This window comes from Pandoraea capi (assembly GCF_902459735.1).
In the GTDB taxonomy this organism is placed as follows: Bacteria; Pseudomonadota; Gammaproteobacteria; order Burkholderiales; family Burkholderiaceae; genus Pandoraea; species Pandoraea capi.
The window spans coordinates 284816-300331 of sequence record NZ_CABPRV010000006.1 but is presented as its reverse complement, the minus strand read 5'-3'; the positions used below and the strand labels follow the sequence as shown (position 1 = coordinate 300331).

Annotated in this window: 17 protein-coding genes; 8 read left to right on the top strand and 9 right to left on the bottom strand. The window is 61.0% G+C overall.

Going from position 1 to position 15516, the window contains the following annotated elements:
* Positions 1–166 precede the first annotated feature (166 nt).
* Together PCA20602_RS14960 and pmbA are read right to left on the bottom strand one after the other, a co-directional pair.
* Positions 167–1318, bottom strand: coding sequence for an ABC transporter substrate-binding protein (locus PCA20602_RS14960; protein ID WP_150721894.1), 1152 nt, complete (start codon positions 1316–1318; stop codon positions 167–169).
* Positions 1319–1536: 218 nt separating this feature from the next.
* Entirely contained in the window at positions 1537–2895 is a 1359-nt protein-coding gene (gene pmbA, locus PCA20602_RS14955; RefSeq protein WP_139133145.1) for a metalloprotease PmbA, read from the bottom strand.
* A 115-nt stretch (positions 2896–3010) separates the two neighbouring features.
* On the opposite strand from pmbA, the gene yjgA reads away from it, so the two are divergent.
* Both yjgA and mog read left to right on the top strand, forming a co-directional pair.
* Positions 3011–3616 (top strand): ribosome biogenesis factor YjgA, encoded by a 606-nt coding sequence (gene yjgA, locus PCA20602_RS14950; RefSeq protein ID WP_150721914.1) that lies wholly within the window; start codon positions 3011–3013, stop codon positions 3614–3616.
* Positions 3616–4236 (top strand): molybdopterin adenylyltransferase, encoded by a 621-nt coding sequence (gene mog / locus PCA20602_RS14945; RefSeq protein WP_150721893.1) that lies wholly within the window; start codon positions 3616–3618, stop codon positions 4234–4236. Before yjgA ends, mog begins: the two co-directional genes overlap by 1 nt.
* 90 nt (positions 4237–4326) lie before the next feature.
* Here the strand turns inward: mog and orn are convergent, their stop codons facing one another.
* Positions 4327–4944 carry an oligoribonuclease gene (gene orn, locus PCA20602_RS14940; protein WP_150721892.1) on the bottom strand — a complete coding sequence of 206 codons (618 nt, stop codon included), beginning with the start codon at positions 4942–4944 and terminating at the stop codon, positions 4327–4329.
* A gap of 102 nt (positions 4945–5046) precedes the next feature.
* Between orn and PCA20602_RS14935 the strand changes: the two genes are divergently transcribed.
* Both PCA20602_RS14935 and rsgA read left to right on the top strand, forming a co-directional pair.
* Positions 5047–6294: a M48 family metallopeptidase gene (locus tag PCA20602_RS14935; RefSeq protein ID WP_150721891.1), complete on the top strand. Its 1248-nt coding sequence runs from the start codon at positions 5047–5049 to the stop codon at positions 6292–6294.
* Positions 6291–7232: a ribosome small subunit-dependent GTPase A gene (gene rsgA, locus PCA20602_RS14930; protein WP_150721890.1), complete on the top strand. Its 942-nt coding sequence runs from the start codon at positions 6291–6293 to the stop codon at positions 7230–7232. The genes PCA20602_RS14935 and rsgA overlap by 4 nt, the downstream gene beginning before the upstream one ends.
* Before the next feature lie 80 nt (positions 7233–7312).
* Here the strand turns inward: rsgA and PCA20602_RS14925 are convergent, their stop codons facing one another.
* From PCA20602_RS14925 to rpsP, 6 genes are all read right to left on the bottom strand, one after another.
* Complete coding sequence (locus tag PCA20602_RS14925; RefSeq protein WP_069341757.1) at positions 7313–8251, bottom strand: CobD/CbiB family protein; 939 nt, start codon at positions 8249–8251, stop codon at positions 7313–7315.
* A gap of 135 nt (positions 8252–8386) precedes the next feature.
* A complete protein-coding gene (locus PCA20602_RS14920; RefSeq protein WP_246182169.1) occupies positions 8387–9073 on the bottom strand; it encodes a CoA pyrophosphatase in 687 nt (228 codons plus the stop codon).
* Positions 9074–9305: 232 nt separating this feature from the next.
* Complete coding sequence (gene rplS / locus PCA20602_RS14915; protein WP_069341759.1) at positions 9306–9692, bottom strand: 50S ribosomal protein L19; 387 nt, start codon at positions 9690–9692, stop codon at positions 9306–9308.
* Between the two features lie 102 nt (positions 9693–9794).
* The gene (gene trmD, locus PCA20602_RS14910) at positions 9795–10565 is read right to left on the bottom strand and encodes a tRNA (guanosine(37)-N1)-methyltransferase TrmD (RefSeq protein WP_150721889.1); all 771 of its coding nucleotides are present in this window, start codon (positions 10563–10565) and stop codon (positions 9795–9797) included.
* Positions 10566–10625: 60 nt separating this feature from the next.
* Positions 10626–11267 carry a ribosome maturation factor RimM gene (gene rimM / locus PCA20602_RS14905; RefSeq protein ID WP_246182168.1) on the bottom strand — a complete coding sequence of 214 codons (642 nt, stop codon included), beginning with the start codon at positions 11265–11267 and terminating at the stop codon, positions 10626–10628.
* Between the two features lie 127 nt (positions 11268–11394).
* Positions 11395–11646, bottom strand: a complete 252-nt coding sequence (gene rpsP / locus PCA20602_RS14900) for a 30S ribosomal protein S16 (protein WP_017234865.1) — start codon at positions 11644–11646, stop codon at positions 11395–11397.
* A 200-nt stretch (positions 11647–11846) separates the two neighbouring features.
* On the opposite strand from rpsP, the gene PCA20602_RS14895 reads away from it, so the two are divergent.
* The 4 genes from PCA20602_RS14895 to PCA20602_RS14880 all read left to right on the top strand — a co-directional run bounded on the left by PCA20602_RS14895 (position 11847) and on the right by PCA20602_RS14880 (position 15399).
* Positions 11847–12974 (top strand): PQQ-dependent sugar dehydrogenase, encoded by a 1128-nt coding sequence (locus PCA20602_RS14895; protein ID WP_150721888.1) that lies wholly within the window; start codon positions 11847–11849, stop codon positions 12972–12974.
* A 214-nt stretch (positions 12975–13188) separates the two neighbouring features.
* A complete protein-coding gene (locus PCA20602_RS14890) occupies positions 13189–13995 on the top strand; it encodes an META and DUF4377 domain-containing protein (RefSeq protein WP_174981161.1) in 807 nt (268 codons plus the stop codon).
* Between the two features lie 9 nt (positions 13996–14004).
* Positions 14005–14454: a TM2 domain-containing protein gene (locus PCA20602_RS14885; protein ID WP_069341764.1), complete on the top strand. Its 450-nt coding sequence runs from the start codon at positions 14005–14007 to the stop codon at positions 14452–14454.
* Positions 14455–14466: 12 nt separating this feature from the next.
* A complete protein-coding gene (locus PCA20602_RS14880; protein ID WP_150721886.1) occupies positions 14467–15399 on the top strand; it encodes a Rossmann-like and DUF2520 domain-containing protein in 933 nt (310 codons plus the stop codon).
* The last annotated feature ends 117 nt before the right edge of the window (positions 15400–15516 follow it).

Below are 15516 nucleotides of genomic sequence, written 5' to 3'. Positions count from 1 at the left end.
CGAGGGAGAGCGCGTTGACGAGTTGCTGTTCCAGCATGGTGTGTATTCCAGCCTAAGGGACGGGAGCGCGCGTCGTATGGGGGGCGACGTGCGCCAGAAACGCCGATGGGCGTAGCGCCTTTCGGCCCTACGCCCATGCGGACTTCTTCAAGTACTGCCGGGCTACTTACTTCTCGATGACGTACTTGCCACCCTTCGTCACACTGACGATCGGTGCTTGTTGTGCGTCATAGCCGGCCGGCTTGCCGTTCTTGCCCATGGCCTGACGGAAAGCGAACTTGCCCGTCGCGCCTTCATGCGTGACCTTCGGCAGCGCGTCGCGCAGTGCCTTGCGATCCGCTTCCAGATTGCCCGAAATCTTCACGTTCTTGAGCGCATCTGCCGCGATGTACATGGCGTCATACGACTGCGCAGCGAACTGGTCCGGCGCCACGTTGTACTTCGCCTTGTAAGCGGCGATGAACTTCGTGTTGGCCGGCGTGTTGTTCTCGATCGACCACGGGCTACCCACCCACAGGCCGTCCGAGCTGCCCTTGGCCAGATCGAAGATCTTGACCGAGTTCATGCCGTTGCCGCCGATGAACGGCACGTTGATCCCCAGTTGACGCGCCTGCACCATGATCGGTGCGCCTTCGGCGATCAGCGCCGACAGCACGATGGCGTCCGGGTTGGTGGCCTTGATCTTCGTGAGCTGAGCCTTGAAGTCCACATCGCCCTTGGCGAACGTTTCGGTCGTCGTCGTCGGGATCTTCAGGTCTTCAAGCGCCTTCTTGAAGTTGTCGTAACCGCTCTTGGTGAACACATCGTCGTTACCGTACAGCACGGCAACCTTCTTGATGCCCGTGTGCTTGGCCGTCACCTTGATGGTCTCCGGCAGCACGTCGGCTTCGGTCACCGAGTTACGGAAGATGTAGTCGCCAATGGAGGTAATGCCGTCAGCCGTGTTCGACGTACCGAAGGCCACCGTCTTGCCGGCTTGTGCGATCGGATCGGCAGCCTGTGCCGAATTCGACAGCGTCGGACCGAACACCATGAGCACCTTGTCCTGGAAGATCAGCTTCTTGAAAACGTTGATCGCCTCTTCCTTCTTGCCCTGCTCGTCTTCGATCTGAAGTACGAGCTTGTTGCCGTTGACGCCGCCGGCCTGGTTGATTTCGTCAGCCGCGAGCTGGAAACCGTTCTTGATGGCAGCGCCGTACTGCGCCGCGCCGCCCGACAGCGCCTCGGCCACACCGATCTTCAGATCGGCTGCGTGGGCCGCAGCCACCATCCCCGTGGCAACAAGTGCGCTCAGCAACTTGGTCATGGTGCTTTTCATGAGTCCTCTTCCTCCAATACCTAGTCTCTAGTTATGAGAAGGCGCGCCTTGTGAGCGCGCCCGTTACCCTAACTACCGTGTCCGTTCTTAAGCCACGGCTTAAGAAAACTCCTAAGCATATCGCAAACCGCTTCAGACTGACACGATAATTGAGCATTTGCCCCGCAATGGCGCACAAACGCAACGTGTTTGTGGCGCCATCGCAGACTTTTGCAGCATCAATGACCAGCAATGGTCATTTGTTCAATCAGGATTGACCCGACCTCTTTCGTACCACGCACCAGCGTGTCCGCACCGATCGCAACGATCTGACGGAACATGTCGTTCAAATTGCCCGCCAGCGTGATTTCTTCGACCGGGTACTGGATTTCGCCATTCTCGACCCAGAAACCGGACGCGCCGCGCGAGTAATCCCCCGTCACATAGTTCACACCCTGTCCCATCAGCTCGGTCACGAGCAACCCGGTGCCGAGCTTACGCAGCATGGCGCGGAAGTCATCGGTCGGCGCCGTCAGCTTGCTGTACATGCGCAGGTTGTGCGAACCGCCGGCGTTGCCGGTCGTCTGCATGCCGAGCTTGCGGGCCGAATAGGTCGACAGGAAGTAGCCTTGCACCACGCCATCGCTAACGACATCACGAGCACGCGTCTTCACGCCTTCCTCGTCATACGGCGCGCTGCCCATGGCACGCGGCACGTGCGGGTCTTCGTGAATACCCACGTGATCGGCAAACACGGGCTTGCCCAGCGTGTCGACGAGGAACGTCGCCTTGCGGTACAACGCTCCGCCGCTCACGCCCTGGACGAACGCCCCAAGCAGTCCGGCAGCAAGCGGCGCCTCGAAGAGGACCGCACACTTGCGCGTGGAAAGCTTGCGAGCGTGCAGTCGAGCCAGCGCCCGTTCGGCGGCATACCGGCCGACCGCCTCGGGCGAGGCCAGATCGCCCGCAGCGCGCTTGGACGAATACCAGTCGTCGCGCTGCATATGGCTGCCGGAACCGGCAATCGGCGACACCGACAGGTAATGGCGGGAATACGGATAACCCGACAGGAAGCCACGCGTCGTACCGAGCATGAACTGCGAATGCTGGGCCGAGACGCCTGCACCTTCGGAATTCCGAATGACAGGGCTCACATCCAGCGCCGCTTTCTCGGCGCGCCGCGCCAGTTCGACGGCTTCGTCTGCCGTGATGTCCCACGGATGGAACAGCGACAGATCCTGCGGGTGCATTTCGAGCAGTTCGGACTCGGCGAGTCCTGCGCAATCGTCTTCTGCTGTGAAACGGGCAATGTTGTAGGCGGCGTCGACGGTGTCGTGCAGCGCCTTGCGGGAGAAATCGGACGTGCTGGCGTTACCGCGACGCTGGCCGATGAAAACGGTCACGCCGACCAGCTTGTCGCGGTTGCGCTCGATGGTCTCGACCTTACCGCGCCGCACCGAAACCGACAGACCGTCGCCCTCGGATATTTCGGCCGCGGCGTCGGTTGCGCCAAGCGAACGGGCGTACTGCAAGACGTCGCTGACGATTTCCTTGAGTTGATCCTGGGTATGCGTGAAGTGCTGGGTCGCTTGGGACATCGGCGCGATTCGGTCAGTGGCTGAATAGGAACCGCCATCTTAGCGCGACTTGCGCGCCGTCGTGCGTAGCCCAGGCAACTATTTGGACGCCGCGCGCCGCGTTACAATAGCGGCTATGACGCACATTCAACGCTTTAACCGTATCGCCCACAGCGAGCTTTCCGACGAAGGCCCGAGCAAATCCCAGCGCAAGCGCGAGTCGCATGCCCTTCAGGATCTGGGCGAAGAACTGGTCAACCTGGCCAAGGACGCGCTCGCCCGCGTGCCGATGCCCGAAAACCTCGAACGCGCCGTCCGGGATTGCCGCACGATCACCGCGCATGAAGGCCGCCGCCGCCAAATGCAGTACGTCGGCAAGCAAATGCGCACGCTGGACGAAAAGGAAATCGAGGCCATTCAACGTGCTCTGGACGTCATCAAGGGCGTCTCCAAGGCAGAAACCGCCAAGCTGCACGCGCTGGAACGCTGGCGCGAACGCTTGCTGGCCAAGGACGAGGCGCTGACCGAGCTGGTCACCCAGCACCCCACGGCAGATGCTCAGCAACTGCGCACGCTGATTCGTAACGCCCGCCGGGAGCAGGCAACGCAGAAGCCGCCCAAGGCTTTCCGCGAACTCTTCCAGGTACTCAAGGATTTGCTGGGCACCGGCTCGACAGAGACCGAAACTTCGGACGACACCGATAACGATCTGCCGGAATTCCCAACGCGCGAGGATTACTGATGATCACGCGCTCACATCCGGACGAACTTCGCGTTGGGCTGGTGTCGATCAGCGACCGGGCCAGTCAGGGCACCTATGAAGATCAGGGCATTCCGGCGCTGCAAGCCTGGCTGGGCAGCGCCCTGACGTCGCCCTGGGTTGCCGAAACGCGCCTGATTCCCGACGTTGCCGAAGGCATCACTGCGACGTTGATTGAGCTCGTCGATTCGATGCAATGCGATCTGGTCCTCACGACCGGCGGCACCGGTCCGGCCCGTCGCGATGTCACGCCCGAAGCCACGCTTCGCGCTGGCACCAAGGAAATGCCGGGCTTCGGCGAGCAAATGCGCCAGATCAGCCTGCGCTTCGTGCCCACGGCCATCCTTTCGCGTCAGGTCGCCGTGATTCGCGAGACGGCGGATCATGCCGCACTCATCATCAATCTGCCCGGCCAGCCGAAGTCCATCAAGGAAACCCTTGAAGGATTGCGCGACGCCGAGGGCAAATCGGTCGTGCCGGGCATCTTTGCCGCGGTTCCCTACTGCATCGATCTGATCGGTGGCCCGTATATCGAAACCGAGGAGACGGTCTGCAAGGCGTTCCGCCCCAAGAGCGCGATTCGGGCACCGAAATCCGCCTGATCGACCGGCCTCCCCCTCATTTCTGTCCTGAGTCCAGAAAACAAAACGCCAGCGAATCCGCTGGCGTTTGTCTATGTGCCGATGAAGTTCTCAGGCCGGAGCGCCCGGCACGGAAGTCTTCAAAAAATGCTCACGGTAGTACACCAGTTCGTCGATCGACTCATGAATATCGGCGAGCGCGGTGTGGGCGGCGCGCTTGGTGAAGCCCTTGTATACGGTGGGCTCCCAGCGGCGGCAAAGCTCCTTGAGGGTGCTGACGTCCAGATTCCGGTAGTGGAAGAACGCTTCGAGCTTCGGCATGTAACGCGCCATGAACCGACGATCCTGGCAAATCGAATTGCCACACATCGGCGACTTGTTGGGCGGCACGTACTGATTCAGGAATTCGATCAGTTGCGCCTCCGCCGACGCCTCGTCCACCGGCGACGCCTTGACGCGATCGATCAGCCCCGAGCGGCCGTGCGTCGACTTGTTCCAGTCGTCCATGCCGTCGAGCACGGCGTCGGACTGGTGGATGGCGAACACCGGGCCTTCGATGCGGCGCGTCAGGGCCGAGTCGGTCACGACGACCGCCACCTCGATGATCCGGTCGCTATCGGGCTGCAACCCGGTCATTTCCATGTCGAGCCAGACCAAATTGAATTCGGCGCGCGCAAGCGTCGTTTCGGCGTCGGCAGGCGTGGGATTTTGGGATGGAAGGGAGGACATGATCGGAAGACTCTGGAAAACGCGTCGGTAGGCGACCGGCACGGCGCCTCACCGGTCGAAAGAACTTATAATTCTCGCATACTTCGGATTCTTCTAAAGCGCATGTTCACTTATCTCTTCGTGATCTTCCTGCTGGCGATGGTCATGACCAAGCTCTGGCTGGCCGCCCGTCAGGTTCGCCATGTGATCGCCCACCGGGCGACGGTGCCCGAGCGATTCGCCGACACGATCACACTGACCGACCATCAGCGTGCCGCCGATTACACCGTGGCACGTACCCGCCTCGGCATGGCTGAAATCTTCGCGCAGGCCGTATTGCTGGTCGCCTTTACGCTGCTTGGCGGGCTGAACCTGCTGCATATCGGCATCTCCGAATGGCTCGGCGAAGGCTACGTCGGCCAAATTGCGCTGATCGCGGCGGTCCTGTTGATTTCCGGCATCGTCGATCTGCCCTTCACCTATATCCGGCAGTTCGTTATCGAGCAACGGTTCGGCTTCAACCGGATGTCGCTCGGCCTTTTTATTGCCGACATGGCGAAAGGGACTGCTGTGGGTGTCGTGCTCGGATTACCCCTGCTGTTCGTCGTGCTCTGGCTCATGGACCGCGCCGGCCCGCTCTGGTGGGTGTACACGTGGGTGGTCTGGGTGGCGTTCAACCTGTTCGTGCAGTTCATTTTTCCGCACGTCATCGCCCCGATGTTCAATAAATTCGAGCCACTCTCGGATGTGTCGCTCGCACAACGCATCGAGGGACTCATGCAACGTTGCGGATTTGCGGCACGCGGCCTGTTCGTGATGGACGGCTCGAAGCGCTCAGCCCACGGCAACGCCTACTTCAGCGGCTTCGGACGCGCCAAGCGCATCGTGTTCTTCGACACGCTGATCGAGCGTCTCTCGCCTGCCGAAATTGAAGCGGTGCTGGCGCACGAGCTGGGACACTTCAAGCGTCGCCACATCACCAAGCGGCTGGTTGTCGCCTTCGCCTTGTCGCTGGCATTCCTCGCCCTGCTCGGCTGGCTCACCGGCCGGACCTGGTTTTACACGGAACTCGGTGTCATGCCGTCGATGACAGGCAGCAACAACGCGCTGGCACTCGTACTCTTCTTCCTCGTGCTGCCCGTGTTTGGATTTTTTGCCAGCCCGCTGAGTAGCCTCACGTCGCGCAAACATGAATTCGAGGCCGACGCCTTTGCCGCCAGCCAGACGCAAGCCAGCGATCTGGTGAATGCGCTGGTGAAGCTGTACCAGGACAATGCGTCGACGTTGACGCCCGACCCGGTCTACACCGCGTTCTATTACTCCCACCCTCCCGCGTCGCAACGCATCGACCGCTTGTTGGGGCACGCATGAAGCGCGGCGCCAAAGGTAAGGCATCGCTCACGGAGACGACAGCACAGGAACAACGTCATGGTCGCGTAGCAGCGGCCCACGGGCGTCATTACGTCGTCGAAGCCGACGACGGTGAGACGGTGCTTTGTTTCCCGCGTGGCAAGAAAAGCGAAATCGCCGTCGGTGACGAAGTCGCGTGGGCACGTACGGGGGATCAGGGTGTCATCGAAGAAATTCTGCCGCGCCGCAATCTCCTCTATCGCTCCGACCAGTTCAAGAGCAAACTTTTTGCGTCCAACATCGATCAACTGGTGATCATGCTGGCGACGGAGCCGTACTTTAGCGAGGATTTGCTCGGCCGCGCACTCGTCGCTGCGGAAGCCAACGAGTTGCGCCCGCTGATTGTGCTCAACAAGACCGACGTGACGCAGGCGTTACCGGCGGCACGTGAGCGTCTGGCACCGTATCGTGCATTGGGCTACGAAGTCCTCGAACTGTCGGTGCGCGCAGATCCGGAGGCGGCGAAGGCGCAGTTGCTGCCACGTCTGGCGCATCAGGCGTCGTTGCTACTGGGGCAATCCGGCATGGGGAAATCGAGCCTGGTGAATCTGGTCGTACCTAACGCCGATGCCGCCACACGTGAAATTTCGACCGTACTGAACTCAGGCAAGCACACGACGACGTTCACGCGCATCTTTCATCTGCCGGAAGGCGGTTTGCTCATCGACTCTCCAGGGTTCCAGGAGTTTGGGCTGCATCACCTCAAGGAAGGCGCACTGGAGCGTGCATTTCCCGAGTTTCGTCCGCTACTCACGGGATGCCGGTTCTATAACTGCCATCACCTGAAAGAGCCGGGTTGCGCGATTCTGGAGGCCGTAGCCGACGGACGCGTCTCGCAGCAACGCCACGCCCTGTACGCGCAACTCGTCCACGAATCCGAGCAACAGATTCCGTATTGATTGCGGACGTAAGCCTTCCCGAAAAACAAGAAACCCCGCATTTGCGGGGTTTCTCATTGGTGGTGTCGTATTACCAGGCGTCAGCCAAGCCAGACGGCCAACGTGAGCAGAAGCAATAGCAACATCCACAGCAGAACGGCTCGCCACACCAGCCCCACGGCGGCCTGCAACGTACGCGGCGTACACTCGCCACCGACCGGCAGCACGGCGTCATCTCCCTGATTCAGTGCGTCGACACTCGACACTTCCGCCAGTGGCCCCGTGAGACGCGCCCCAAGTGCACCACTACCTGCGGCGAGCAAGATCCCTTCGTTTTCGTTAGGCCACTGCTTGGCGTAATGGCGCCATGCGTAGATCGCATCTTCAAAGTTGCCGACGATTGCAAAGCCAATCGCCGTCAGACGCGCAGGCACCCAATCGATCACGTAGAAGGCCTTGCGCGCGAACGCACCGAATGCCGGGCTGCGATCAGGCGCAGGCTCGGTCCAGCGACGCGAAAGATACTCGGCGAGGCGGTATAGGACGGCGCCGGCCGGCCCCACGGGCATCAGGAACCAGAAGAACACGCCGAACACGTGACGGTGCGACGCAATCACGGCATGCAAAAGCGTGTGCCGCACAATCTCGTCCACCGGCATATCCACGGTATCGATACCGATCCATTGGCGCAGGATTTCACGGGCCTCATTCACGTTGTCGTTATTCAGCGCAACGTGGATGTCGGTGAAATAGTGGCTGAATTGCCGAAACCCCATCGTCAGGTAGACGATGAGGACGTTCCAGGCAAACCCCAGGAAAATATTGACCCGCATCAGCAGGTAGTACACCACGCCGACAACCAGCACGAACGGCACCACGACGACCAGCCAGGCGAGCACGCCGTGACGCGGTTGACCGGCGTCGAACGATTGCGAAGTGTGAGCCGCGTGGGAACGAATCAGGTTGTAAATCGGATTTTGCGTGGAGAGGGCACGCACCTGCTCGAGGATCAGCGCGAGGAGTACCGAGAAGAATGTCATGCGTGCGATCAGATCACCAGACGGAATGGTGTAACGATAGCACAGCTTCTCGTAAATGCCCGCCCCATGCGCCTTGGCGACGCACGCATATCCCGTTTTCAGCGGACCTCTCGCACCTCGGAATCGCGTTTCGCGTCAGGCCCGCAGGAGACGGTAGAAATTCCGCAGCATGCCCGCCGTCGCGCCCCAGATGAAATACTCGCCGCCAGCGGCCTTCGGATAAGGCATGGCGTAGAACCTGCGCTCACCGACCTGATAGTTGAAGACGCGAATCTGGTGATGCGCGGGATTCATCAGAAAATCCAGCGGGACCTCGAAGATTTCATCCACTTCCCCGGTATCCGCCACGAGATCGAACGGCGGCGTGACCAGCCCTACGACCGGCGCAACGCGAAAACCCGTGCCCGTCACATAGTCGGGCAAGCTTCCGATCACCTCCACCGCACCGGCATCCAGGCCGATTTCCTCGTGCGATTCACGCAATGCGGTCGCGATAGGCGTGGGATCGTCCGGCTCTCGGCTTCCGCCCGGGAAACTCACCTGGCCGGCATGCGTGCTCAGGTGCTGCGTCCGCTTCGTAAGCAACACGGTCGTTCCGTGCGGGCGCATGACCAACGGCACCAGGACCGCAGCGGCGCGCGGCGTGAACAACGTGGGGGACACAACTTCGACGACACCGGACTCGGGAGTCCAGATCGGGGGACGGGCGAGACGGTCCCGCAACGCCGAAGGGGTCAACCGCTCCGCCGGCACCGCTGGCTCGCCCTCGCCCGTCGAGACGATGGGTAACGCTTCCGGATGCAGGATGAGAGGTGGCGCCACGTAGACCTTTGTTGATGATTAACTTCGCTATTTTAGCGAGGATGCTGAAAACGCGTGACCGCAAAGAAAATACGATTCACACGGCTATTCGCGGCATACCTGCGTTATGACGCACTGCCACAACCGCATAAATGCGACGCGGCGAAACGAAAAAAGCACCCCGAAGGGTGCTTTTTCCACGCGGCTTTTGCTGTGCCCGACCACGAGGTCGTCGGGCATAGCGGCGTCCCACTTACTCGGCAGCGACGGTCTTGCTCTTGAACGTGAGCTTTTCCTTGATACGTGCCGACTTGCCCGAACGCTCGCGCAGGTAGTACAGCTTGGCGCGACGAACGTCACCACGACGCTTGACTTCGATGCTGGCGATCAGCGGCGAGTACGTCTGGAACGTACGCTCAACGCCTTCACCCGACGAAATCTTGCGAACGATGAAGCCGGAGTTCAGGCCACGGTTACGCTTGGCGATCACCACGCCTTCGTATGCCTGAACGCGCTTGCGGTTACCTTCAACCACGTTCACGTTGACGATCACGGTATCGCCCGGGGCGAAGTCGGGGATCGTCTTGTTCGCGGTCAGACGCGCGATTTCTTCTTGCTCGATCTTAGCGATCAGATTCATTTACCACTCCTAGTGCCATCGTGTCGGCGTTATATACCGGCGAACCGGCCCCGACAGAGGATGGGGTCAAACCGAATGCCGTCCCCATGACGACATCCGAACCTACCTGGCCGACGAATCGACCTGCAGGCCTGCCAGCCACGCCTCATCGGCACGACTGAGCAATCCGTTGGCACGCGCGCTTTCGATCAGATCGGGGCGCTTGCGCCAGGTATTGGCCAACGCCTCGCGACGCCGCCATTTTTCAATCTCTGCGTGATGCCCACCCAACAAGACATCGGGTACGCGCACGCCTTCGTACTCTTCGGGTCGCGTGTAATGCGGACAATCGAGCAACCCGTTGACGAAACTATCCTGCTCCGCCGACTGCTCGTCGTTCAGCGCCCCCGGCAACAGCCGGATCAGCGAATCCATCAGCGCCATGGCAGGCAACTCCCCACCCGACAGCACGAAATCGCCAACGCTGACCTCTTCGTCCACCACGCGATCGATCAAACGCTGATCGATGGCCTCGTAACGACCGCAGAGCAGGATCAACCCCTGCTCTTGCTCCCGCAATTCGACAACCCGACGATGCGTCAGCGGCTTGCCTTGCGGCGACATCAACAACACCCGACCGCGCGGCACACCGACTTCCGCCTGAGCAGCCTTCGCAGCGGCAATCGCATCATCAAGCGGCTTGGCGAGCATGACCATGCCCGGACCACCGCCATAAGGACGATCATCGATCGTGCGGTAATTGTTATGCGTGAAATCACGCGGATTCCAAAACCGCAGACCGTAGCGCGACTGCTTGAGCGCCCGGCTGGTGACGCCCCAGTCGGTCAGTGCCCGAAACATCTCAGGAAAGAGCGTGACGACGTCAAACTGCATCAGACCGGTTCCGTCCAGAGGTGCCCGGACGCCATAACGGCCGGGCGATCAATCGGTATCTCAATAATCGAGACCCCAGTCAGCCACGATATGCCCCGCCTCGACATCGACGGTCTGGACATATTGGCCAACGAAGGGGATCAACCGCTCAGCGGTCTTCGCCGGCTTGCCATCGACTGCCGGCACGTCGTACGCCACACGCAACACGGTGTGCACGCCGTTGTCCAGCAGACCGACAACCTTGCCAAGCAACTCATCCTGCAAGTTCGTCACCTGGGCACCGATCAGATCGACCCAGTAGAACTCATCTTCACCCGCGGTCGGGAACGCGCTACGCGGCACCCAGACCTGAAGCCCTTTGAGCGCCTCGGCCGCCGTCCGGTTTTCGCTGCCGCGCAATTGCGCGACTACGGCTCCCGAATGCGCGCGACTATAAAGCACATTGGCTTTGGTGTACTCCGGCGCACCAGGGCGACGGAAATACCAGCACTCTGCGGACAAGAGACTTTCGCCTTTCCCCGTGTGCGGCTGCACCTTGATCCAGCCACGAATCCCGTAGGCATCACCGATGTATCCCAGCTCGACGAGATCGTCGGGGACTTCGGTCACCGGGGCAAGCACCTGCTCTGCGCGCATGCCTGAGGCGCGACGCGCTTCAGCACCGATCTTCAGCGGTACCCGCTCACGTGCGGAACGAACCATGCAATCCAACCTTGTGACGAACACACGGCGATGCCCGCTCTAGATTGCTCCGGAGCAGGCATCGCCGTTCAATTCTCATGCCGCCGGCAAACCGACAGCAATGCGTACAGCTCGACTATCTGAAAGCTTAGGCAGCAGCCTTGGCGCCTTGCTTGATCAGACGAGCCACGGTCGGCGACAGTTGTGCGCCAACGCCTTGCCAGTACGTCAGACGGTCTTGAGCAATGCGCAGACCTTCCGTGCCTTCGGCAGCGACCGGGTTGTAGAAGCCAATACGCTCGATGAAGCGGCCATCGCGGCGGTTACGCGAGTCGGTTGCAACGATGTTGTAGAACGGGCGCTTCTTCGCGCCGCCGCGAGCCAGGCGGATAACGACCATATTAAATCCTTGTGAATCCAGAAGTGTTCGGACAGAAAACGCGTGATTATAGCGCAAAACCCTCGTCAAAACAAACACTTCGCCAAATGCAGATGTGTGCCGTCGAGCGGCGCCCGAATTGGGCGGCTTGTGCGGCGGCGCCGCGCCCCGGTGAGCACTGGTCTACAATGCACGCATCCTTTGCGTGAAGCGAGTCCTGCATGCGACGATTTCCCGATGGATGGCTGTTCCTCTTGGGCGCGATATTGTTCTTCGTTGCCCAATTCGCAGCAGCGCGCGACGCGCTTCCGATTGAACGCCTGTCGCTGCCACCCGGCTTTTACGTCGAAGTTCTCTCGGATCAGGTGTCCGGCGCACGCGGTATGGTGCTGGGCCCGAAGGGCACCCTGTTCGTGGGAAGCCGTGGCCAAGGCAACGTCTACGCCATTACGCTGGATCCATCTCGCGCGTACGCCGCCAAAGTCCGCACGATCGCATCGGGACTGAACATGCCGGTAGGCGTGGCCATGCGTAACGGCACACTCTATATCTCTGCCGTCTCACGCATCCTCAAACTGGATGATATCGAGAACCGGCTGGACAGCCCGGGCAAGCCGGTCACGATCTACGACAAGCTGCCGACTGAAACCCACCACGGATGGCGATACATTGCCTTTGGCCCCGACCAACGCCTCTATGTCGGCGTCGGCGCACCGTGCAACGTCTGCAAGCGAGATGAAAATCGCTACGCCATGATCGGCAGCATGAAGCCAGACGGCACCGATTGGCGCGTCATCGCGCGCGGCGTGCGCAACTCGGTCGGATTCGACTGGCAGCCGGGCACCAATGCCCTCTGGTTCACCGACAACGGCCGCGACCTCCTCGGCGACGATGTGCCCGACGATGAACTGAACCGACTTTCCAGCGTCGGCGAGCATTTCGGATTCCCTTACTGCCATGCGGGCAACGTGTCGGACCCCGACTTCGGGCGCGAAAAGCCCTGCCGCAGCTTCACGCCGCCAAGAGCGAAACTCGGCGCACATGTCGCAGCGCTCGGCATGCGCTTCTATATAGGTAAACAATTCCCGGAGGAGTATCGCGGCAATATCTTCATCGCCGAGCACGGCTCCTGGAATCGCAGCAGCAAAGTGGGTTACCGAGTCGTACGCGTCGTTCTCGATGCGAAGGGTAACGTTGCAAAGCAGGAGGTCTTTGCACAGGGCTGGCTGGACGATGGCGAGACCGTCTGGGGACGCCCCGTCGACCTGCTGACGTTGCCCGATGGCTCTCTGCTCATCAGCGACGACCACGCGGGTGCGATCTATCGCATCACATATCGAAAGCCATGATCTCGCTGCGCACGCTCTCGCGCCGAAACCTCATGCCACATGGGGCGGCCGACCTCGATTGGGAAACATCCCCAACCCTACGCAAGGAACTGACCCTTTGTGCGCTAGGTCAACAACTCATGGTACTCACGGCACCGTTAGAACACACCATCCCCTGTTCAACGCGACATTCCGCCGTCCCTGCCCTCTCCGCAACTACCACCACATAACGATCATGACTCAACGCCTACTCTCGTTCCTACCCTCCTCGCTCGCTACTTACCTGGCGACACTTATCGTTCCGGCGGCTCTGCTGGCCGGCTGCGCCGCACCGTCGGGCGGTGGCGCCAATCCGTCTTCGGGCGCCGACAACACAGCGGCTGCGACCGCCCCAACCGACATTCTGGGCACGTGGCAATTGGTGAAATGGGAAGGTGCAAGCGACGCCCCGAGTCTGCCGGAAGGCCGCGCAATCAACCTGACGTTCAACGATAAGGGAGCGTTTTCCGGCACCGGCGGCTGCAATCGCATTTTCGGTCAATACACGATCGGGCCGGGCAAGGGTCAGGTCAGCCTTCAAGCCCCCGCAGCGACGCGAATGGCGTGCCCGGATTCGATGGCCTTCGAATCCCGCTATTTGAAGACGCTCGCGAGCGTCACCCGCTTCGAGCGCCGCGACACACAACTGACGCTGAGTACGTCGAATGGCGAAACGCTGACCTACGCATCGCAGACACTGCTCAATCGCCCCGTGGCTAACGCAGGAGCAGTGAAGACGGAAGACCGCATCCTCGATGTCGACTCGCAGATGGCCGATTGTGTAGGCGTCGCGCCGCGCAAGTGCCTGCGCGTGCGGACTGCCGACGATTCGGGCAAATCGCAGTGGGAGCTTTGGTACGCCCACATCGATGGCTTCGAGTGGAAGCCGGGCGTAGAATACCGCGTGAAAATTCATGGCGAGCCTGTCGCCAATCCGCCCGCCGATGCTTCGAGCATGCGTTGGACGCTGGTCGAAGTCATTCGCGAAACGCCTGCCCGATAACCATTCCCAATGAACGCAGTCGCCTATAAATCCAAAACCCTGACCGCCGGCCTTGCCATGCTGTTCGGCACGCTTGGCCTGCATCGCTTCTATCTTTATGGTGTTCGCGATCGCTTCGGCTGGGCCCATATCGTGGGCTCGGCCTGCGGCCTGGCGGGTTGGGGACTTCTGGTCACCAGCGAACTGCATTCGCTCGCGGGATGGGTACTGACGATTCTTGGCGCCATCTCGCTGTTTTCGGCCTTTCTCGCCGCCATCGTTTATGGCTTGCGTCCGGACGAGCGCTGGAACGCGCAATTCAACCCTCGTGCCGCAACCCAGTCCCGTTCGGGCTGGATTGCCGTCATCATCGTCAGCCTGTCGCTGTTTGTCGGCGCCATGCTGATGATGGTCGGCTTCGCCGTGGCGTTCCAGACTTACTTCGAAATTCACGACACGCCGAATCGCCTGTCGCAGTAACCCCGGATCGCGATGCCCAACGCCATATCCTCCAACGTCTTGCCAACGCTCGGTTTTGTCGGCGCCGGTCGTGTGGCGCGCGCGCTGGCGATCGCCGCATCTCGCGCCGGATACCACGTAACGGTCGTGGCAAGCCGGAATATCGCCAAAGCGCAACACATCGCGACGGCATTGCCGAAATGCAGCGCACTGTCCATTGATCAGCCCGACGGCATGAATGCCGTTTTCTCGCACGCGGGTCTGGTGTTTCTCACGGTGCCGGACGACGCCATCGCCGACTGCGCGACGCATCTCGCGCCGCGTGCCGGACAAGCGCTTGTCCATTGCAGTGGCGCATCCGAAGTCGGGTTGCTGGATCCGTCGACGAAAAGCGGCGGGCATATCGGCGGGTTTCATCCGCTTTTTCTTTTCGCAGGACTGGACGATGACGCGACCCGCATGCGGGGCAGCGCCATCACCATTGAAGCCGAAGCGCCGCTGAACGAAGTCCTTCAGCGTTTCGCCAGCGATATCGGATGCCGCGCGCTGTCCATTGCGCCGGGCGAACGCATGCGTTATCACGCGGGCGCCAACTACGCGGCCAGTTTCCTGCTTTGCCTGCTCGACGAGGCAACGCACCTCTGGAAGGCCATTGGCATGAGCGAGACCGACGCGCGCGACGCCATCTGGCCGCTCGTCATGGGCACACTCGAAGCAGCTCGCGAGCGCGGGCTTTCCGGCGCGCTTGCCGGCCCCGTATCGCGCGGCGACGTCGGCATTGTCCAACGCCACACCGAGGCCCTGGCGGCCATGGGCGGCAACCATGCGACGCTCTATTCCTTGCTGACGCTTCGCGCCATTCACCTGGCCCGCCAGCGCCCGAACATCGACATAGCGGCGCTCGATACCATCGCCCGGACGATCGCCCCGTACGTGCCGCCGGTCATGCCCCCGCGCGACGCATGACGTCAACCACGACGTCCAGCCCGCCCAGCACATTGCCGCTACGCTGACGGACAAACTGGCAAGTTCGTCAAATACGTATCTCACTGCCGCTCTCCTTGGTCGAAATACTGTATAAAA